At 47.9% G+C, this 20,438-nt stretch carries 19 protein-coding genes and 1 pseudogene; 1 reads left to right on the plus strand and 19 read right to left on the minus strand.

Translation table 11 applies throughout. From position 1 onward, the window contains the following. Nucleotides 1-53: 53 nt before the first annotated feature. The 19 genes and pseudogenes from L6475_RS10435 to L6475_RS10525 form a co-directional block, all read right to left on the minus strand. On the minus strand, nucleotides 54-857 hold the full coding sequence (locus tag L6475_RS10435; protein ID WP_237819730.1) for a hypothetical protein: 804 nt from the start codon (nucleotides 855-857) through the stop codon (nucleotides 54-56). Then, a complete protein-coding gene (locus L6475_RS10440; RefSeq protein ID WP_237819733.1) occupies nucleotides 854-3,823 on the minus strand; it encodes an ATP-binding cassette domain-containing protein in 2,970 nt (989 codons plus the stop codon). Before L6475_RS10440 ends, L6475_RS10435 begins: the two co-directional genes overlap by 4 nt. A gap of 188 nt (nucleotides 3,824-4,011) precedes the next feature. Continuing rightward, a complete protein-coding gene (locus L6475_RS10445) occupies nucleotides 4,012-4,557 on the minus strand; it encodes a 2-oxoacid:acceptor oxidoreductase family protein (RefSeq protein WP_237819734.1) in 546 nt (181 codons plus the stop codon). A gap of 27 nt (nucleotides 4,558-4,584) precedes the next feature. Continuing rightward, complete coding sequence (locus tag L6475_RS10450) at nucleotides 4,585-5,358, minus strand: thiamine pyrophosphate-dependent enzyme (protein ID WP_237819737.1); 774 nt, start codon at nucleotides 5,356-5,358, stop codon at nucleotides 4,585-4,587. 14 nt (nucleotides 5,359-5,372) lie between these two features. Beyond that, entirely contained in the window at nucleotides 5,373-6,494 is a 1,122-nt protein-coding gene (locus L6475_RS10455; RefSeq protein WP_237819740.1) for a 3-methyl-2-oxobutanoate dehydrogenase subunit VorB, read from the minus strand. A gap of 5 nt (nucleotides 6,495-6,499) precedes the next feature. Further along, nucleotides 6,500-6,730, minus strand: a complete 231-nt coding sequence (locus tag L6475_RS10460; protein WP_237819742.1) for a 4Fe-4S dicluster domain-containing protein — start codon at nucleotides 6,728-6,730, stop codon at nucleotides 6,500-6,502. 89 nt (nucleotides 6,731-6,819) lie between these two features. Further along, nucleotides 6,820-10,245: a DEAD/DEAH box helicase gene (locus L6475_RS10465; protein WP_237819745.1), complete on the minus strand. Its 3,426-nt coding sequence runs from the start codon at nucleotides 10,243-10,245 to the stop codon at nucleotides 6,820-6,822. A gap of 22 nt (nucleotides 10,246-10,267) precedes the next feature. Continuing rightward, nucleotides 10,268-10,465 carry a tetratricopeptide repeat protein gene (locus tag L6475_RS10470; protein WP_237819748.1) on the minus strand — a complete coding sequence of 66 codons (198 nt, stop codon included), beginning with the start codon at nucleotides 10,463-10,465 and terminating at the stop codon, nucleotides 10,268-10,270. Beyond that, nucleotides 10,462-11,340, minus strand: a complete 879-nt coding sequence (gene folD / locus L6475_RS10475) for a bifunctional methylenetetrahydrofolate dehydrogenase/methenyltetrahydrofolate cyclohydrolase FolD (RefSeq protein ID WP_237819751.1) — start codon at nucleotides 11,338-11,340, stop codon at nucleotides 10,462-10,464. Before folD ends, L6475_RS10470 begins: the two co-directional genes overlap by 4 nt. A 9-nt stretch (nucleotides 11,341-11,349) precedes the next feature. Then, nucleotides 11,350-12,690: a signal recognition particle protein gene (gene ffh, locus L6475_RS10480; protein WP_237819753.1), complete on the minus strand. Its 1,341-nt coding sequence runs from the start codon at nucleotides 12,688-12,690 to the stop codon at nucleotides 11,350-11,352. A gap of 89 nt (nucleotides 12,691-12,779) precedes the next feature. Then, entirely contained in the window at nucleotides 12,780-13,331 is a 552-nt protein-coding gene (locus L6475_RS10485) for a 5-formyltetrahydrofolate cyclo-ligase (protein ID WP_255777753.1), read from the minus strand. 24 nt (nucleotides 13,332-13,355) lie between these two features. Further along, nucleotides 13,356-13,943, minus strand: a pseudogene (locus L6475_RS10490) (epoxyqueuosine reductase QueH); the annotation flags it as partial. 49 nt (nucleotides 13,944-13,992) lie between these two features. Continuing rightward, a complete protein-coding gene (locus L6475_RS10495) occupies nucleotides 13,993-14,757 on the minus strand; it encodes a DnaJ domain-containing protein (protein WP_237819756.1) in 765 nt (254 codons plus the stop codon). A gap of 24 nt (nucleotides 14,758-14,781) precedes the next feature. After that, nucleotides 14,782-15,576, minus strand: a complete 795-nt coding sequence (locus L6475_RS10500; protein ID WP_237819759.1) for a prephenate dehydrogenase/arogenate dehydrogenase family protein — start codon at nucleotides 15,574-15,576, stop codon at nucleotides 14,782-14,784. A 17-nt stretch (nucleotides 15,577-15,593) separates the two neighbouring features. Then, complete coding sequence (locus L6475_RS10505; protein ID WP_237819761.1) at nucleotides 15,594-16,658, minus strand: bifunctional 3-deoxy-7-phosphoheptulonate synthase/chorismate mutase type II; 1,065 nt, start codon at nucleotides 16,656-16,658, stop codon at nucleotides 15,594-15,596. Nucleotides 16,659-16,689: 31 nt separating this feature from the next. Further along, the gene (locus L6475_RS10510; RefSeq protein ID WP_237819763.1) at nucleotides 16,690-17,850 is read right to left on the minus strand and encodes a pyridoxal phosphate-dependent aminotransferase; all 1,161 of its coding nucleotides are present in this window, start codon (nucleotides 17,848-17,850) and stop codon (nucleotides 16,690-16,692) included. A 45-nt stretch (nucleotides 17,851-17,895) separates the two neighbouring features. Further along, the gene (locus tag L6475_RS10515) at nucleotides 17,896-18,726 is read right to left on the minus strand and encodes a prephenate dehydratase domain-containing protein (protein ID WP_237819765.1); all 831 of its coding nucleotides are present in this window, start codon (nucleotides 18,724-18,726) and stop codon (nucleotides 17,896-17,898) included. Nucleotides 18,727-18,984: 258 nt separating this feature from the next. Beyond that, nucleotides 18,985-19,281, minus strand: coding sequence for a hypothetical protein (locus tag L6475_RS10520; protein ID WP_237819768.1), 297 nt, complete (start codon nucleotides 19,279-19,281; stop codon nucleotides 18,985-18,987). A gap of 16 nt (nucleotides 19,282-19,297) precedes the next feature. After that, entirely contained in the window at nucleotides 19,298-19,582 is a 285-nt protein-coding gene (locus tag L6475_RS10525) for a SemiSWEET family sugar transporter (protein ID WP_237819770.1), read from the minus strand. Nucleotides 19,583-19,732: 150 nt separating this feature from the next. Here L6475_RS10525 and L6475_RS10530 point away from each other — a divergent pair, with 150 nt between their 5' ends. After that, entirely contained in the window at nucleotides 19,733-20,437 is a 705-nt protein-coding gene (locus tag L6475_RS10530) for an SDR family oxidoreductase (protein WP_237819773.1), read from the plus strand. Nucleotide 20,438 lies beyond the last annotated feature (1 nt).

The raw sequence follows: 20,438 nt of genomic DNA on the forward strand, positions 1-20,438 counted from the left end.
TTGACGTTGCATTCCTGTTCGTTGGTTAAGTATTCCGATAAAAAACGGGATTCTTATTTCACCAGGTTGGCACGTGCAGCGGCAATATCCTTGGCTGCGCTCTCCAGCTGACCCTTCAGCTCGTCAACAGTAACGGCATTGAGCACCTCGAGAGTAGCCAGTGACTCTGCCACAGGTTTGATTTCCTCGTCGTACTCAGACAGGCGGTTCACTGCATCGAGAATCACCACAATACGGAAAGTGATGTTGGAAGCAGCCTCATCGTCAACTACAGAGAGGAACTTCTCGGTGTTCTGGCTCACCACGTAGAGCTGCTCGATCAGCGCAGCAGAAGCCAACTGCCAGAAATAGTTGATACGGCCATTCTCGTTCATAGCCTCGTAGAGAGGTTTGGGAGTTTCGAAGATGGCAGCAGGATCCTCAACAGCCGAGAATGAAGGATCGTTGATATCGGCAGCCAGTTTGGCGATAGCCTTGTCGTAATCCTCGGTGGGCAGACCGTAAAGAGTAGCCACCTTCTTGTCTATATTCAGAGCGCTCAGCACACGATACTTCTCGCTGAGAGTGGCAGCATCGTCGGCCACAGCAGCATCGAGCAGATAGTCGGGCTTCACCTGCTTCTCTTCGTCGGTGAGAACCAGCTTGTCCTGACCCTCTACAAGGAAGGGCAGGGGCTTCAGACGGCTCACCTCAGAGGCGATGCTGTCGAGGTGCATCTTGATGCTGGCCTCAATCTGTTCCTGTTCGAAACTCTTTTCTTCCTGAGCCTCTTCGGCATTCTGCGCATTTTTGTTGCCTCCACAAGCCACAAATGTCATTGCTGCGAAAGCAAGTGCAATCATTGAAAACTTTTTCATTGCTTTTTTGTTGTTTTGATTGTTAATAATGAATATTTGTTATTTAATAATAGAATCGTAAGTACTACAGCCATCATCATCATCACAGCCAGGTTGAACCAGAAGGTTTTTACGTGCCACGAGCCTATAATCTTTTCGCTGCTATAGAAGGGAGCACGCCCCAATTGGCTATGAGGAGTGAGATAAACGGCACCGGCACGGGCCACGATATGACCATCGATGACATCGAGCATGCGCTGTTGGTCGGCACCAATGAGCATATCCTCCAACTTAGCGTTGTGGTTGTTGCGCTTCAGCTGCAGCAGTTGTTCCTTACCCATGGTGCGCACTAGGCTACTCATCAACTTATCGGCCCGAAGAGTGGAACGATTGCAACGCTGGGCCATCACATTCTTTGCCTCGTCCAGATAAGCATTGAGCGAAGCAACGGAATAATCACCTGCATAGGGTTGCATACCACAATAGGCCGACAGTTCGGGCAGATTGATGCGGATGATATTCAGATGGTCTGGATTCTCGTCCTTACCATGCTTTTGTTCATGTTTCAGTGTGGCCAATTGCGAGCTCAACTCATAAAGGAAGCCCTGGTTATAATAGAAATCCTCGTATTTCTGCTTATCAGCCTCAAAGAGCGGAGCCTCATAGGCATTATCTGTATAAGTAGTCACGGCCAGTGCCTCGTAGGCCCAGCGCGAAGGTATCACATCGCCAATGAATGGCACATTGCCCGTAGTACTCTTCGGGGTGAGGTCGGAGAAACTGACCACCAGTCCGCAGAGCAGTATCTGAGGAATGAGCAGTATGGGAATGGTGATATAGATGGCAATGATAGAGCTCAGCCACTTAGACAGCAGCAGACCAGTGAGATTAGCCAACAGAGCCGTCACAAAGAGGATGGGCCACCAAGTGAACAGCATGCCGTGAAGCCCCATGATACTGTTGCCCACCACGATGAACAGGAAGGTCTGTACAAGCGACACAAAGCCCATGAGTACTATCTTAGACCATATATAACTGGCATAGGAAAGATTGAGGAAGTGCTCACGTTTCAACAGCGCACGGTCCTTGATAATTTCCTCGGCGCTGCCACTCATTCCGATAAACGTGGCCACGATAACGGCCATGAACAGATAGCTTACCAAATTCTTATTGGCCATCACGCTATAGCCCTCGGGAGGTGCATAGCGGGTGAGCAGGGCACAGCCAACTGCCAGCAACGGGGCTTCGAGCAGCGTGATGAGCAGGTACTGCAGATTGGTAATCTTCGACTTCACATTACGGCGCAAGAAGATAGAGAACTGCTTGAGCACACCAGGCTTCTTCTGGTCGGACTGCGGAACACTGCTCACTTCAGGAACAGCCAACTGAGGTCTGCGCTCCAAATAAAGCTCGTGCCACTCCTGAGGCGATACTTTACGCTCATCAGTAGGTTCGCCCGAGTTGTTAAGGCGCTTCTCGTCGATGATGTTCAGCACTATCTCCGGGTTCACATTACCACACGTAGGACAGGCACTGGTAGAAGCATCGGCATAATGGGCCTCTTCCTTGAAATAGGTGATGGCATCGATAGGATTGCCGTCAAACACAGGATAGCCGCCACGGTCCAACAGCCACAGGCGGTCGAAGAGTTTATAGACATCGCTGGAAGGCTGGTGAATGTTCACCACAATGAGCTTGCCTTTGAAGGTCTGTTCCTTCAACAGGTTGATGACTTTCTCGGTATCGGCTGACGACAGTCCTGATGTGGGTTCATCGAGGAACAGCACTGCCGGTTCTCGAATCAGTTCGAGGGCAATATTCAGACGCTTACGCTGTCCGCCAGAGATATATTTATTAATGGCCGAGCCCACCTTCAGATTTTTCGCGGCATCAAGGCCTAAATCTTTGAGGGTCTTCATCACACGATTGTCTATCTCGTCGTCGGGCATGCCTTCAAAACAAAGTTTAGCTGTGTACCAAAGGTTCTGATAGACAGTAAGCTCCTCGATGAGCAAATCGTCCTGAGGCACAAAACCGATTAGATTTTTGGCCGATGGTTCGGAGATGTCGTGTCCATTGATAGTGATGGTACCCTGCTGCGGCTGCAACGTACCGTTCAGAAGCGAGAGCAATGTTGTTTTTCCGGTTCCCGATCCGCCCATAATAGCCAACAGTTCACCACTACGAAGGGTGAAACTGAGATTGTGCATACCATTATCACTATTGGGGAAGCGGAAATTGATGTCGCGCCCGCAGAACTCAACCTCATGGTGCTTATCCTCCTCTACCCCATTAGCCTTATTATAGGCATCGATAATAGTAGAATAATAAAGTTGCTTTCCGCTATAGCTGCTTTTCAAAACACTGCTCTGTTGCCATACCTGATAAACGCCTGAAAGAATAGGCACATCGTTCAGCAACACGGTATCTGTACCGGTATAGGTGAAGATGAGCGTTTTAGAAGTAGGATCGAGCAATGTTTTCAACTGTCCCTCAAAACCTTCCGGATGGAATAACTGAATTACATCAGAAGGCTTATTGGAGAGATAGTCAACGAAATACTGGAAATAGACATCAGAGATATTGAACTGTCGGGCAATGACGGTAAAGATATCATGAGGAGCCTCATTGTCTCCCCCCGCAGAGATCGTACTTTCAGTGTTGGCAGGACGGGTAGCAAGGCTTTTCTGATAACCACAGAACTCCATGAGTCGCAACAGGAGCATGGCCTTGGCATCGTGCTTGATACGAGCGTTCAACTGATCGCAGATAGCCTTCACCGTTTGCAGACTATCAAGATGGTCGCTCATCTCATAGGCTGTGCGCATGTCGCTATAAAGATCGACATAGAGCTCAGTGTTTCGAATGCCATAATGGTGATGAAGAAAACTTACGAGCATTTTCTTTGCCCGCACGTCATCAACATTACTCTCCTTACCAAAAAGAGCAAACAAGCTAATAAAACTTGACAGAACAATATCGGTCATACCTTAATTCAAAGGCAATAAAGATCAGTATTTAAATATGGTGCAAAGATAATCATTTTATATTAAACAAACAAGCATTAAGGAAATTTTACTCGTTTTGTATGCAAAAAACAGAAAATAAAAACAAACGAACTGCTGAATAGACACTTTCAACAGTCCGTTTGTTTATCGTAGAGAGGAAGTATTGCTTACTTTACCTCCTCAATGATTTTTCCGCCTTCTTCCAGAGCCTGCATATTCAAAGGAATCAAATTGTGATGACGCTCGGGAAGAGTTTTGTAGAGTGCTTTCTCAACGCCACCAGAGCCTACAACGGGAGCTACTTTCAGCAATCCGCCCAACACAATCATGTTGAACACCTTGCCATTCTTCATCTCGGCCGCCTTGTCCATGGCATCGATTTTGTAAATGGTGATGTCTTTACGCTGTGGAGGGTTAATGATTCCGTAGCTGTCGTAAATAAGAATGCCACCAGGTTTGAGTTTAGGTTCAAACTTCTCCAGCGAGGGCTGGTTCAGTACGATGGCAATATCATACTTACTAAGGATGGGCGAAGAGATGCGGGTATCGCTCACTATCACCGTAACATTGGCTGTACCGCCACGCTGTTCAGGTCCGTAGGCTGGCATCCAAGTTACTTCCTTGTCCTCCATCAATCCTGAGTAGGCCAGAATCTTACCCATAGAGAGCACACCCTGACCACCGAATCCTGCAATTATTATCTCTTTTTTCATAACTATTCACTTTTCACTATTCACTATTCACTTCTCACCTGTAGTGTCTTTGAGGTCGCCTTTAGGATAGAAGGGGAACATGTTCTCCTTCATCCATTCGTTGGCCTTAACAGGTGTCAGTTTCCATCCACTGTTACAGGTTGACACGAACTCGACCAATGAAGAGCCCTTACCGTCCATCGAAGCCTGGAAAGCTTTCTTCAGGGCTTTCTTGGCCTTGAGAATAGAAGCAACCGACTCTACCGACTGACGGGTAACATAGCATGTACCCTCCAACTGGGCAGCGATATCAGCCATTTTCAGAGGATAGCCATGAATCTGTGGATCACGACCGTAAGGACAAGTAGAAGTTTTCTGCCCAATCAGTGTAGTAGGAGCCATCTGTCCGCCCGTCATACCGTAGATGGCATTGTTGACGAAAATGATGACAATATTCTCACCACGGTTCAAGGCATGAATGGTCTCGCAGGTACCGATACAAGCCAAGTCACCATCACCCTGATAGGTGAACACCAGTCGGTCAGGCCACATACGCTTGATACCAGTTGCAATGGCTGGTGCGCGACCATGGGCAGCCTCTTGCCAGTCAATATCAATATAGTTGTAGGCAAACACGGCACAACCTACCGGGCTCACACCAATTGATTTTTCCTCGAGTCCCATTTCCTCAATCACTTCGGCCACGAGCTTGTGTACCACGCCATGGCTACAGCCCGGACAATAGTGCATATTGTTGTCGTTCATCAACGCCGGCTTCTTGCAGACGATGTTCTCTGGACTAATTATTTGATTTTTATCCATCGTTCTTCAACTCTTCAATTCTTCAACTTATTCAACGCATTAACGATTTCTTCCGGTTCAGGAACGATACCGCCCAAACGACCGAACTGCTCAACGGGCACAGCACCATTGACAGAAAGTCGGACATCTTGTACCATCTGACCGGCATTGATCTCGACCACAAGAACGCCCTTCTTGCCCTTTGCCATTTCTGCAATTTCCTTTTCAGGGAAAGGCCACAGAGTGATAGGACGGAAAAGACCAACCTTCAGTCCTTCTTCGCGAGCAATCTCAATGGCTTTCTCAGCAATACGAGCTGCTGAACCGAAGGCAACAATCAGATATTCGGCATCATCACACAGCTGGGTGTCGAAGCGAACCTCGTTTTCCTTGATTTTCCTATATTTTTCCTGCAAAGCCAGATTGCGTTTCTCCATTTCCTCGGGTTTCAGTTCCAATGAAGTGATGACGCGGCGGGTCTGTCCTTTCTTCTTACCAGTAGAAGCCCAAGGGCACTCACGGATAATCTCTTCGTCAGTACGACGGGGCTTATAAGGAGGCAATACCACTTTCTCCATCATCTGACCAATCACGCCATCGCTAAGAATCATAGCCGGGTTGCGATACTTAAAGGCCAGATTGAAAGCCAAATCAACGAAATCGGCCATTTCCTGTACAGAGGCAGGAGCCAGCACAATCACATTGTAGTCGCCATTACCACCGCCACGGGTAGCCTGGAAATAGTCGCCCTGTGAAGGCTGAATGGTACCCAATCCAGGACCACCACGCTGAACATTCACGAACACGCCGGGAATCTCAGCGCCAGCCATATAGGTAATTCCCTCCTGCATCAGGGCAATACCGGGTGATGAAGAAGAGGTCATGGCACGCTTGCCGGCACCGGCAGCACCATAAACCATATAAATAGACGCCAGCTCGCTCTCTGCCTGAACTACCTGCATACCGGTAGTTTCCCAAGGCTTCAGCTCAGCCAACGTCTCAATCACTTCACTCTGCGGAGTGATAGGATAACCAAAGTATCCATCAACGCCACAACGAATAGCAGCACGGGCAATAGCCTCGTTGCCTTTCATCAAAACCACTTCTTGCGTCTCTTTAGCAGCAGACGCATTCGCAATTACTTTCTCTTCTGCCATAGCGTTTACTCCTCCACTCGTTTACGATAAACCGTTATACACCCATCGGGGCAAACAATACCACACGATGCACAGCCGATGCAAGCTTCAGGCTTGACGGCCTCAACATAGGGATAGCCATGTACATTCACTTTACCGGCAAGGGCAATAACTTTCTGCGGACAAGCCTCCACACAAAGTACGCATCCTTTACACCGAGTCGTGTCAATGACGATAGCACCTTTCATTTTTGCCATAAACAGTATTTGTTTAATATCAAATTGTCTTAATTTAAGGCGCAAAGGTAACAATTATTCGGGAACTAACAAAAGAAAAACTGAAAAAACTATAATGACGGAACCGTAAAACGCCCTTCAATATAATCGGCAAGTGGAACATCGAAAAAACTATCCTGGCTACGCACATACTCCATCAGTTGACGGAACACGACATTCTCGTCCAGAATTACCGGATTACCGAATAACAGAAGATGCTTTCTGGCACGGGTCATGGCTACGTTCAGTTTGCGATCGATGACACATCCTTCTTCTTCAAAGACATTGCTGGTGAGAAAAGCCAACTGGTAGTGTTTCTGAACGGTAAAACCGTATAGAATATAGTCGCACTGACTGCCCTGATAGCGTTCAACAGTATCAATGGTGATATCGTGCAGCACCGGAATACCATATGCGTCAATACATCTTCTGATTTCAGATATCTGATTACGGTATGGAACAATGATGCCCACCGTCTGCAGTGTCGAAAAATTCTCTTTACATTGGTGATAAATATGTATAACGGTAGCAGCTATGGCCTGTGCCTCATTGGCATTCACCTTGTCGGAAGTGCGCTGACTGGTGGGAGAAACAGCCACGAACGATAACCTTCTTGTAGTCAGCATATCGTCTATACCATTCTTTCCTTTCCCTCTTTTCGGCAATTGCGTTTGCTGGTGGTGGAGAGGCACTTCCTGCAGTCGGTTCTGATAGAAAACATCATTGGGAAACTGAGCTATATCGTGGTGCATACGCCCTTGACGAGTAAGCATATAGGTGAACTGAGGATTCTTACCGTAACACCTTAGAAGCCGTTCGAAAAGTGAATACCGACAGTTGTCGAGGTGGATTGACTTCAGCAAAGGATTGTCCACCGCCGACTCTTCCTCTTTCTGCTGAACCACAGCTGGCAGTTGTTTATGATCGCCGATGAGCACAATCTTCTTGATGGCACAGGCACCATGACTGTCTGTAGCACTCAACAATCCGACGAGGTGGGGCTCAAGAATCTGTGAAGCCTCATCAATGATAGCCAGTGAGAACTGCTTCAGTCGGAACAGGTTCAGTTGGGCATTGAAAGCCGTAGTGGTGCCAACAAAAACGCGGGTGGAACAGACGATTGCTTTTAAGTCGCTGATGCGCTCGCACTGTTCAGCTTTTGAATCAAGGAGATAGGGTTTGCAGTTCTCTTCGCACGAGAAGCGGCCTCCTATTCTGATAAAATCGATATCACTCTCTATCAGTTTTGAGCATATCTCATCGACGGCTCTGTTGGTATAGGAGAGCAGGAGCACGGAATCCTGAGAAGAGAGCAATGCCTCCTTCAGGGTGTAGAGTAGTCCGTAGGATGTCTTTCCGGTTCCCGGCGGTCCAATAATCAGATAGAGGTCCTGTGCCTGCTTTACCCTGAGCGCCAATTCGTTGAACGAACCATAGTCGCCCACTAACGTCTGAGAATTGTCTATCTCCGGCTCACGTTGCAGTAGGAGCAGATCGCGCCGCTGTTTCGGTGCTGAGAGGAAAGCGTGCATTCCGCGATAGAGCGAACTGAACGAAGAGTCGAAGAAGTCGTGTTCTACCGCCCATTTCCTGTCGCCATTGTACCAGAATACATGGGCATCGGTTTGAGCCGAACGCAAGTTCAGCAGTATTTTCTCAGTGCCGATGTCTTCTATCGTAGCACGAAATACCATCGTTCGGCGTGCATCAGGTTCTTCACCTTCTTTATAAGGATAGAAGATGACAATATCGCCTGTCCGGAAATTAGATACTTCAAGGTCGGGACGTTCCGTAAAGCCCATTTCCACCTGAGCTACCCTACCCGTCTCACCCTTTGCCGGCGATAATAATTGCAGGTCGCAGTAGATATTGCCAGCCAACAGTTTATCCTCCAGCGAGCTGTACCACTTATCGGCAAACCCGGAGTTCTCCTTGCTCTGGTTGCCTACCTTTGCCATTAGATGTTCTGTAGCCAAAAATTGCAAAAAGCGCAGGTAGTAGGCACGTTCCAGTTCCGATGCCTCATGAATAGGCGACAGCAACTGGTTGATTTGAGGCTTCTGATAGCGTTCCCATAAAGGGCTGTGCACATTCTGTTCATTCAGACTATCGGCCGTCAGCATGGAGAGTACATCCAGTGAGCCACGCGTATAGTCATATTCAGCGGCAGCTATCTCATTGCGCAACTTGATGGCAGCAAACACCAGTTCAGGCGCAAAGCCCAAAGGGAGCAGTCCGTTGGGATAACGGGAATAGAGCAGAAAGGCAAAGAGTTTATGATGATTTTCTTCGTATTTCTGTCGATAATTATAGCGCAGAAGAAGCATGTAGAGCAATAGCTGGACATAGTGTTTCTGCTGCATACGAGGCGGATCGCTCTCGGGGTAGCCACCCTTGCCCGATTTCTGTTCAATGACAATTTTCTGATCCAGTTGCAGGAAGTCCATACGTCCCTGCAAGCCCAGCATCTCTGAGAAGAACGAGGGTTCAACCATCACCTCTGTCGAATCAAAGCGACTGTCGGGTAACAGTTCGGGCAATTTTTCCCGGAGAATATGATGGATATTTTTTTTCTGCTGTTGCGCCTGCAGATGGAAATCGGCAGACAGTTCGGTGGTCAGTAATGGGATGGCATTATCCTTAAAGAATCGTTGTACACTCTCCTTGTATGAGCAATCGTTGGGATATAAATAGAGACCTTCATCCAGGAACTGTCCTGCCAGATTACCTAACACGATCGGTTGGGTTGAGGGAGCTGGCTTAAGTTTATTCAGTAGGTGGTTCAAGGGCGAGACGCCATAATCCTCAAAACAGGCGGCAATGGCTGAGATATCTACCAGATAATCGGGTTCCCATATAATGAGTTCCGGATAGAGCACCCCTTCTTTCTCGCGAGGGCGTACAACATTCAACTGGCACCCTTCTTTCAGCAGTGTCTGCAAGTAACTCCAGTCCCAATCCTTATAGACCGCTGTCTCACTTTTTCCACCATAGAAAATTTTCAGTTCGTCGGTTCCTTCCACATCAGCAAAGGCATAGAGAAAGGTGTCGTCCCAACGGTTGACAATGACACGAAGGCTATCGGCCTTTAGTTCACCTCGTTTCTCAGTACGCTCTTTGGGAAATACCGCTTCCAGTACACCAGGGACAGGCGTACTATACACGAGAGCTACGAACTGGCATACAGCCTTCAGATCGTAAAGAAAATTCTCTTGAAGTTCATGGTTCGCCAACGAACTGAGTTGTCGTAAACGAACACGAGCATCATTGACACTTCGCAGCAAATGGCGCGAAGCCTGATGTTCTTTCAGCAGATAGTCGGCCTTTGCAAAGGCGCCTCCAAACCGAATACCCGAGAAATTAGTGTTCTCAGAAAGACACAGTTGGAAGGTACGGTTTAGGGCCGAATATGCTCGCCTATAGTCAGGGAGCATTCTATAAGCCTCTTGCAAGTCGGCATAGAGACCGTTAGCTGTCTCTGGCTGATAGACATTCATGGATTATATACGTCCAGCAATATCAGGGATTATACATATCCTTGCAATAGAAAGCCATGATATCATCCAACATGCGCTTGGCCTCGACAGCCGGACTGTCGGGGTCAAGCGCAATGGCTTCTATATAGCAATTGATTGCTTCAGAGAAATTGCCCGTCTTTCGGAAGGCATTGCCCTTTTCATACCATTCTTGAGCAGAAGCAAAATCTACACTTTTCACTTGTAGTATTCCTTTTTTCCTGCTGCTAACGTATTCTTCATCAGTGAGCAGATGGTCATGGGGCCCACACCACCAGGAACGGGAGTGATAAACGAGCATTTTGGAGCCACCTCGTCAAACTTCACGTCGCCAGAAAGACGGAAGCCGCTTTTGCGGGTTGCATCGGGAACACGGGTAGTACCTACGTCAACGATGACAGCACCTTCCTTCACCATATCGGCAGTAACAAACTCAGGACTACCGATAGCAGCGATGATGATGTCGGCCGCGCGGCACTCTTCCTTCAAGGTTTTTGAGCGTGAGTGGCACACTGTGACGGTTGAATCGCCATACTGTTTCTGCATCATCAACTGGGCCATAGGCTTTCCTACAATATTAGAGCGGCCTAAGATGACACACTTCTTACCAGAGGTTTCAATATTGTAGCGTTTCAGCAGAGTGATAATACCGAGCGGAGTGGCTGAGATAAAGCAAGGCAGACCAATTGCCATGCGGCCTACGTTGATGGGATGAAATCCGTCCACATCCTTGCGATAGTCGATGGCTTCAATAATTTTCTGTTCATCGATATGCTTGGGAAGGGGCAACTGAACAATAAAGCCGTCAACATCGTTGTCCTTGTTCAGTTTGTCCACACATGCCAGCAGTTCTGCTTCCGTCACATCAGCCTCATAACGAATGAGGGTAGATTTGAATCCGCAAGCCTCACAAGCCAACACCTTATTCTTCACATAGGTTTCAGAACCTCCATCGTGGCCTACCAGTACGGCTGCCAAATGAGGCTGTTTGCCACCCTTTGCTATAATCTCTTTTACTTCTTCGGCTATTTCGGCCTTGATGGCCGCAGCCGTAGCTTTTCCGTCAATCAGTTGCATATTTTTGTGTTATCGTTTCATGTTCTTCATTGCGGCAGCCATCTGTGCCATCTTACTTCTGTCCATGCCGCTCACCATCTTCATCATCTTACGAGTCTGGTCGAACTGTTTCAGCAGACGGTTCACATCGTCAATCTTCGTGCCCGAACCCTTGGCGATACGCATACGACGGCTCTGGTTGATGATATCAGGATTCTGACGTTCCTTCGGTGTCATAGACTGAATGATAGCCTCAATACCCTTGAAGGCATTATCGTCAATATCAACATCTTTGATGGCCTTTCCTACTCCAGGAATCATGGCAGCCAGATCTTTGATGTTACCCATCTTCTTAATCTGCTGAATCTGATTCATGAAGTCGTCAAAGTCGAACTTGTTCTTACGGATTTTCTTCTCCAGTCGTTTTGCCTCTTCTTCGTCGAACTGCATCTGAGCACGCTCTACCAAAGAAACGACATCGCCCATGCCAAGAATACGGTCGGCCATACGTTCGGGATGGAACACATCAATGGCTTCCATCTTCTCACCAGTACCCACAAACTTGATAGGCTTAGTAACTACGGTGCGAATAGAAAGGGCTGCACCGCCACGGGTATCGCCATCGAGTTTGGTCAGTACCACACCGTCGAAATCCAGACGGTCATTGAACTCCTTGGCGGTGTTCACGGCATCCTGACCCGTCATCGAGTCAACTACGAACAGGGTCTCATCGGGATTGACAGCATCCTTCAGGTTCTTGATTTCCTGCATCATCTGCTCATCAATAGCCAGACGACCGGCAGTATCGATGATGACCACATTATAGTTTTCCTGTTTTGCCTTACGGATAGCATTCTGGGCTATCTCAACAACATTTTTGTTGCCTTCCTCGGTATATACGTCAACGCCTACGGTCTGCCCTACCACTTTCAACTGGTCGATAGCAGCAGGACGATACACGTCGCAAGCCACCAACAACGGAGTCTTGTGCTGACGGTTTTTCAGCATGTTTGCTAATTTTCCTGAGAAAGTAGTCTTACCAGAACCCTGCAAGCCCGACATCAGAATAATTGCGGGACGGCCTTCCAGTTTGAGTTCGGTAGCCTTACCACCCATCAGCTCTGTCAGTTCATCGTGCACAATCTTCACCATCAACTGACTAGGTTTGATGGCTGTGAGCACGTTCATGCCCATTGCCTTCTGCTTCACCGTATCAGTAAAGTTCTTGGCTACTTTATAGTTCACGTCGGCATCGAGCAGTGCTCTGCGAACGTCTTTCAGCGTCTCGGCTACATTGATTTCGGTGATTTTCCCTTCACCTTTCAGTATTTTGAACGACCGTTCCAGGCGTTCACTTAAATTCTCAAACATACCTATTTAAATTAAAATTGCGTGCAAAGTTACTAATAAGTGAGCGAAAATCAAAAGGAAAAGTCAATTTTCTTGTTATCAGCAATATATCAGCTTACCACTTCGTCCATCATGATGTCATGTTCTTCTGAAGGAACCTCGGCTACTCTTTGGAAAGGAAAACAAACACCAATTTTATGAATACCAGGATGAGCAGCAAGAAAACGATCATAATAGCCTTTTCCGCGTCCCAACCGATGACCGGCAGCATCGAAGGCCATACCAGGAACGAGCGCAACACTTATCTGATCAAAGTCGGCAAATGGTTCTCCCACGGGTTCTTGAATATGAAAAGCACCTTCTGCCATATCATCTCTTGAGGTATAGCGACGCAGTTCCATTGTTCCTTCGCCTGTAACCTTTGGCAAAAGAATTGTATGTCCCTGAGCCACCAGACGGTCTATCAGCGGAGTAATATCCACCTCATCGGGCAAAGGCCAGTAGGCTAAGATAATTGATAATTGACAATTGATAATTGACAATTGACAATTGAGAGATGACAATTGAGAGATGAGAGGTGAGAGGTGTTCTACCACTTGGGTGGACAAGGTGGGGAGTTGAGCATGGTGTTGCTTTTTTGCCTCTCGCATCTGTTCACGCAACAGGGGCTTGGTGGGAGCTGCATGACGGGCCGAGAATTCACAGCCACAGTATTGCTGATTATAGAAATTGTTCTCGCGAAGCAACTGATTGCGACGCTCTTGGAGTCCACCCTTTCGCCAGTTCTGAGCCCAGAAAGAAACGGGAGGAAGTGGGAATTGAGAGGTGTTGACGGTTTGTTCGGCTAAATGGCCAGCACGTTCTATCTGCTCAAGATTCTTCCAACGACTGGAGGCCAGTGTAGTAGCAAAATAGCGGAATCCCAGTTCACGGGCTTTTTCAGCTGTTTTGGTCAGTCGGATGGTGAAGCACTGCTGACAGCGGCTTCCACGTTCGGGTTCACCTTCCAATCCCTGTACATCACAGCGCCACTGCCCGTGGTCATAGTCTCCGTCTATCCATTTGATTCCCAACGACGCGGCGTGTCGTTTACTCTCGTTCTTACGAATTTCATATTCTTCACGCGGCCATATATTCGGATTAAAATAGAAAATGGTGGGGCGCACGCCATTATTCATCAGCCACTCTACGATGGCTGATGAGCAAGGAGCACAGCACGCATGCAGCAACACTTCCGTGCACCCCTCCGGAATTATAATAGACGGCTCTTTCAATTATGAATTATAAATTGTGAATTATAAATTATAAACTATGAATTAAGAACTACCCCATTCCTCTTGCCTTCCAGATACGCTCTTTTGCGGCATTGATTTCCTGGAATTTCTTTTCAGCAGCCTTGCGCACATCATCGCCAAGTGCTGCCACACGGTCGGGATGATGTTCAAGCGCCAGTTTGCGATAGGCTTTCTTCAGCACATCGTCGGTAACATCAGGACTTACTCCCAGGACTTTATAGGCCGATTCCAAATCATCCTGTCCGAGATTCAGCATCGAGTCAACTGCATCAGTAGGCAGGTCTATCCAACGTGCCACATCCTTCAAGGCATTCACCTCGGTAGTGTCCACGTAGCCATCGGCCTGAGCAATCATCAGCAGGAAGTTCAGCAGTTGCAGACGGCCACTATAGTCCACGTTCTGAGCTATTTGCTGACACTCCTCGCGAATGTTCCGACGATACTGTTGTTCACCCTGTCTGTTGGCTTCTTCAAACAGGCGGCGCAATATCTGATCGCCCTGTTGGGCAGCTACCTCGCCAAAATTCTGACGAAGCCACAGGCGAGCCAGTTCCATCTCAGAGTGCATGATGCGTCCATCGGCACGGATAATATATGACATCAACACCAGCATCGACATGAGGAAGCTGTTGCGATTTCCTATATTCTCGCTGCCGTTGTTGCCACCAAAGAGGGTTTGGCCTTCCCCCTCGCTACCATTGAGCATCGAACCAAGAAAGCCACCTATAATAGCGCCGAACGGACCGGCTACGAACCAGCCTAATAAGGCACCTATCCATGTACTTGCTGCCATAAGCTTTCTATTTTCCTTTTCTGTCTATCGTTTAATCTCAATATCTCTGCGCACATTATCACGTATCTTCTTCAGATACTTCTTCATACCGTCAGCATCCTTGTGGTCGATAATTTCAAGGAGTTCTTTGAGTTCGGTACGAATCTGCGACACCTGGTCGTGGGTATAGGGGTTGAACAGGATTTCCTGCAACAGGTAATCGTCTTCGTTCAGCACGCCCTTGGCTATGCGCATGTGGCGCTTGAAGGTGGTGCCTGGTGCATCCTGATGCTTCATCACTGCTGCAAACACGAAAGTAGAAACGAACGGAATACTGAGCGAGTAGGCCACGGTCTTGTCGTGCTCTTCAAACGAATATTCATAGATGTTCAGTCCTAACTTCTGATAGATATCCTTGAAGAACAGCCGGCCGATGAAGTCGCCTTCGTTGATGATGATGGCATTCTCCTCGCTCAGCTGGTTCAGGTTGGCAAAGGTTGGACCAAACATGGGGTGACTGCTGGCATAGTGCATACCAGTGCTCTCGTAGAACTCTTTCAGTCCGGTCTTTACCGACGAGATATCGGTGATGATGCAGTCCTTCGGCAGATAAGGAATAATCTCCTTGAATGCAGGAATGGTATATTTTACTGTCACGGCGTTAACCACCAGTTCGGGGCGGAACTCGCGCACCTCTTCCAACTGGGTGAAGCGCTGACAGTTGTATGTAAAGCGCATGCGCAGCGGATCTTTCTCATATACCGCCACCTCATGGTCAAAACTCAGCAGGTCGATGAAGAAACTTCCCATCTTTCCTGCGCCCATTACTAATATCTTCATATAAAACGGGGAGCCTTCTATTTATTTATAATTTCAATCTGTTGTCTCACACTCTCCTCGTGAATGCTCTCGAACACGCGAGCCACGAACTCAGCTCCCATACCACAGAGAGCGCCCTGGGCTCCACGCTTAGAGAGAATCTCATTGTAGCGGTTGGCCTGCAGAACCGTCATGTTGTGTTCCTTTTTGTACTGGCCTATCTCACGGCAAACGCGCATACGCTTGGCCAACAGGTCCATCAGTTGGTTGTCCAGTTCGTCAATCTGCTTACGCAACTGCTGGATACCCTCGGTAGTAGTGTGCTCGTCACGAATCACGAGCAGTGAGAGGATATAGTCGAGCACATCGGGAGTCACCTGCTGAGCGGCATCACTCCAAGCCTTATCTGGATCACAATGGCTCTCAACAATCAGTCCGTCGAAGCCGAGGTCCATGGCCTGCTGACAGAGTGGTGCAATCAACTCCCTACGGCCACCAATGTGTGAGGGGTCGCTGATGATAGGCAAATCGGGAATACGGCGACGCAGCTCTATGGGAATCTGCCACATAGGAAGGTTGCGGTATATTTTCTTGTCGTACGACGAGAAACCACGATGGATAGCGCCCAGACGTTTCACGCCGGCCTGATTGATACGTTCCAACGCACCAATCCACAGTTCCAAATCGGGGTTTACGGGATTCTTTACAAACACGGGCACGTCAACGCCTTTCAGCGAGTCGGCCAATGCCTGCATGGCAAAGGGATTGGCTGATGTACGTGCTCCAACCCAAAGAATGTCAACATCATATTTCAGAGCCAGTTCAACATGCTCGGGGGTAGCCACCTCGGTAGATACCAGCATACCGGTTTCTTTCTTCACCTGTTGCAGCCATGGCAGAGCTTTCTCGCCATTACCCTCAAAACCTCCTGGTTTGGTGCGAGGTTTCCATACACCGGCACGGAAGTTATGACAGCCTTTCATGGCCAACTGGCGGGCAGTTGTCATTACCTGTTCCTCCGTCTCGGCCGAACAAGGGCCAGCAATCACGAAGGGACGTTCATTGTCACTTGGCAAATTCAGTGGTGCTAATTCTAGTTCCATATCTTCTATTTTTCAATTCTTAAATTCTTCATTATTTCAATTTTTCAATTCTCCTCAGCGCAGCTTCGAGCTTCTCTTCCTTGGCACAGAGCGATATGCGGATATATCGTTCGCCATTCGAACCGAAAATGAATCCGGGGGTGATGAACACACGGGCTTCGTGAAGCACACGTTCCGTCAAATCCTCCACGTTTTGAATCTCAGCAGGGATTCTTCCCCAAAGGAACATTCCCACCTGATTTTTATCATAGGTGCACCCCAGCACATCCATAATTTTCTCTGCCCATTGACGACGACGCGCATAGGTATCAATATTGAACTCTCTATGCCATGCCTCATCGTTCTTATATGCCTCGGCAGCAGCCAACTGGATACCACGGAAGGTTCCGCTCTCAATGTTGGACTGTACTTTCAGAATCCATTGAATGAACTGTGGATTCGAAGCACAGAGACCTATACGCCAGCCTGGCATGTTATGACTCTTCGACATTGAGTTGAACTCAATGCAGCAGTCTTTAGCGCCCGGCACCTGAAGAATGCTGAGATGTTCCTCGCTCAGTATGAACGAATAGGGATTGTCGTTGACCACCACGATATCATGGTCTTTAGCAAAGCGCACCAACCGCTCGTAAGTTTCACGACGGGCACGTCCACCTGTTGGCATATTAGGATAGTTGGTCCACATCAGCTTCACATGGCTCAGGTCCATTTTCTCCAATTCATCGAAATCAGGTTGCCAACCGTTATCTTCTTTCAGATTGTAGTTTACGATTTTCGCACCCAGTATTTTCGAGAGCGAAGTATAGGTAGGATAACCTGGATTGGGCACCAGCACCTCATCGCCGGGGTTCACGAAAGCCAGCGTAACGTGAAGGATTCCTTCTTTCGAACCGATGAGCGGTAGTACTTCACTCTTGGCATCAAGTTCAACATCATACCAACGCTTGTAGAAGGCGGTCATGGCCTCACGAAGTTCAGGTGTTCCCTGAGTGGGTTGATAGCCATGGGCATTAGGCTGATGGGCCACCTCGCACAGTTTTGCGATGGTTTGTTCAGAAGGCGGCATGTCGGGACTGCCGATAGCCAGACTGATAATGTCCTTTCCTTCGGCGTTTAGTTGGGCTACTTCTTTCAGTTTTCTACTGAAATAGTATTCGCTCACGAGCGATAGTCTTTCTGCTGGTTGTATCATATTTCAACTCTCAATTCTCAATTTTCAATTATCAATTATCAATTCTCAGCTTCCCCTGTATTCTCCTAAGATTTTCAGATCACGGGTAAGCGGAATGATGGCATCGACAGCCTGCCGATAGCGAGGCAGATTGTTGTAGGTCACGTCAACATAGAACAGGTACTCCCATTCGCGGCCGATGATGGGAAGCGACTGGATCTTCGTCAGGTTGATCTTATAGAACGACAGAATAGCGAGTACGGCCGACAGGCTTCCCTCTTCGTGAGGCAGGGAGAACACGATGCTCGATTTGTTGACCTCGGTGATTGGGCGCAACAGGTCGGCTTTCTGCTGAGCTGAACAAACAAGGAAACGGGTGAAATTGTGCTTGTTGTCCTCGATACCATCCTCCAACACCTTCAGTCCGTAGAGCCGAGCAGCCTCCGCATGACAGATGGCTGCCCATCCGCGATGTTTTCCTTCGGCTATCATTTTGGCCGATCCGGCAGTATCTTCACCTTCCACGATACGCAGTTCGGGATGTTTTTCCAGGTAATGGCGTGTCTGCATCAAGGCCACGGGGTGTGAATGCACCTCGGTAATTGTGTTCCAATCATCCTCGGGCAAACAGCATATACAATGGGTGATGTGCAGTTTGTGTTCGCCTACCACCGTTGTACCACTGTCGCGCAACAGTTCATAGTTGTGAAGCAAACTTCCGGCTATGGTGTTTTCAATGGCTGCGATGGCGATGACCGTTGGATCTTCGTTCACAGCCTGGAAGGTTTTTTCGAACGTGGGACAGCAGATCAGCTGTATCTGCTCACCCTTGAAATACTCATGGGCAGCAATATCGTGGAACGACCCCACCTGACCTTGTATTGCTATTCGTTTCATATTCTCGTATATTATTAAAAAAACTCCGCTTTCACCTGTTAGTGAAGCGGAGCTGTATTATTTCTTGTTTTACCATACTCGTTTTTACATACGGCCATCCGCTTCACAACTTGTTGCAAAGTAAAAATAAAAGCCGTAATAAAATGAATTATGGTTCAACATACTTCTCATCTTTTTGTTAAATTCGCTGCAAAAGTAACACTTTTCTGCTAACCACACAAATAAAATGAAACTTTTTTCGCCATTTTCCTTACTTTTTTACAATCCGTGAGGGTTCAGACTCGAGAAAATCTTCTTTGCCCGATGCTCTACACCTTCGGCCGTGAAATTGCCGGTCAGGTCGCCCATGTGCTCCATGAGCCAGGTGCAGTCTTCCTGTGCACCTTTCACATTGCCCATCTTCAGCAGTATCTCTGCGCGCAACACGCGAGCCTCGGCCAGCGCCTGATCTTCTACAATGGCCTGGGTCAGTTGGGCCAGTCCGTTTATCAAATCACCATGCTGCAAGGCCTCTTTGGCCTGCTCCAGCCTATTCTTTGCCTGTTCTGTATCCATAAACTTTCCTTATACCTTATTTTTTAAAATAATCGTTATACACCTTTATCGAAAACACAATGATGCTGCACAGGGTTGTCACCAGATTGGTGAGGAATAGCGACCAGATGATTTCCGGTTTGTGCAACAGTCCCTGCAGCATAAAGCAGAAACTGCCTATGCCCATCATCAAAAATGTAGGCAAAGCTATGCCATCTGTGTTTCGTGTACGAATGGTCTGTACTGCCTGAGGCAGATAGCCCAGTACCATTCCGATACTGGCAATGATGCCACACATTTCATAAATCACTCCTTGTTCCATTATGTATTATTTTGTGCAAAAATACACATTTAATTTCATATTCGCCTCATTTCAACAAAAAACAATCACTATTTCATGCATATCTTTGTTGAAAGATAGAAAAAACACTATCTTTGCATCAAAGTATAAAATCACAAAAACAAGACGAATATGAAAGCAATTGTGATAGGTGCATCATCAGGCATTGGTATGGAGGTGGCTCGCCTCATGGTAAAAGAAGGGTGGACGGTAGGTGTTGCTGCCCGAAGGATTGAACTGCTTGGCGAGACAGGTGCTGCTGCAACAGCCCAGATTGACGTGACACAGGAGGATGCCCCTCAGCGCCTTCAGCAACTCATTCAGCAGTTGGGCGGTATGGACTTGTTTTTCTATGCCTCGGGCATTGGCAAGCAGAACCGTGAACTGACGGCCGACATAGAACTGGCTACTGTACAGACCAATGGTTTGGGATTCACCCGTATGATTGGCGAGGCCTATCGTTATTTCGCCCAACAGGGTTATGGCCATATTGCTGCTATCTCTTCGATAGCTGGAACGAAAGGCCTGGGCCCTGCCCCATCCTATTCGGCTTCGAAAGCTTATCAGGCTGTCTATCTGCAGGCATTGGAGCAGCAGATATACAAGCGTGGCCTAGATATCAAGATTACCGATATTCGTCCTGGTTTTGTTGATACCGCCTTGCTCAGCGGCGATGTGCGCTATCCTATGATGCTGAAGCCGGAGACTGTGGCAAAGGAAATTATCTGTGCCATCAAAAAACGCCGCCATATCCGTATTATCGATTGGAAATACCGTATTATGACCGCCATGTGGCGTCGGATTCCAAGATGGATATGGCGACGTCTTCCGCTATAAA

Source organism: Prevotella sp. E9-3 (assembly GCF_022024015.1).
Lineage (GTDB): Bacteria > Bacteroidota > Bacteroidia > Bacteroidales > Bacteroidaceae > Prevotella.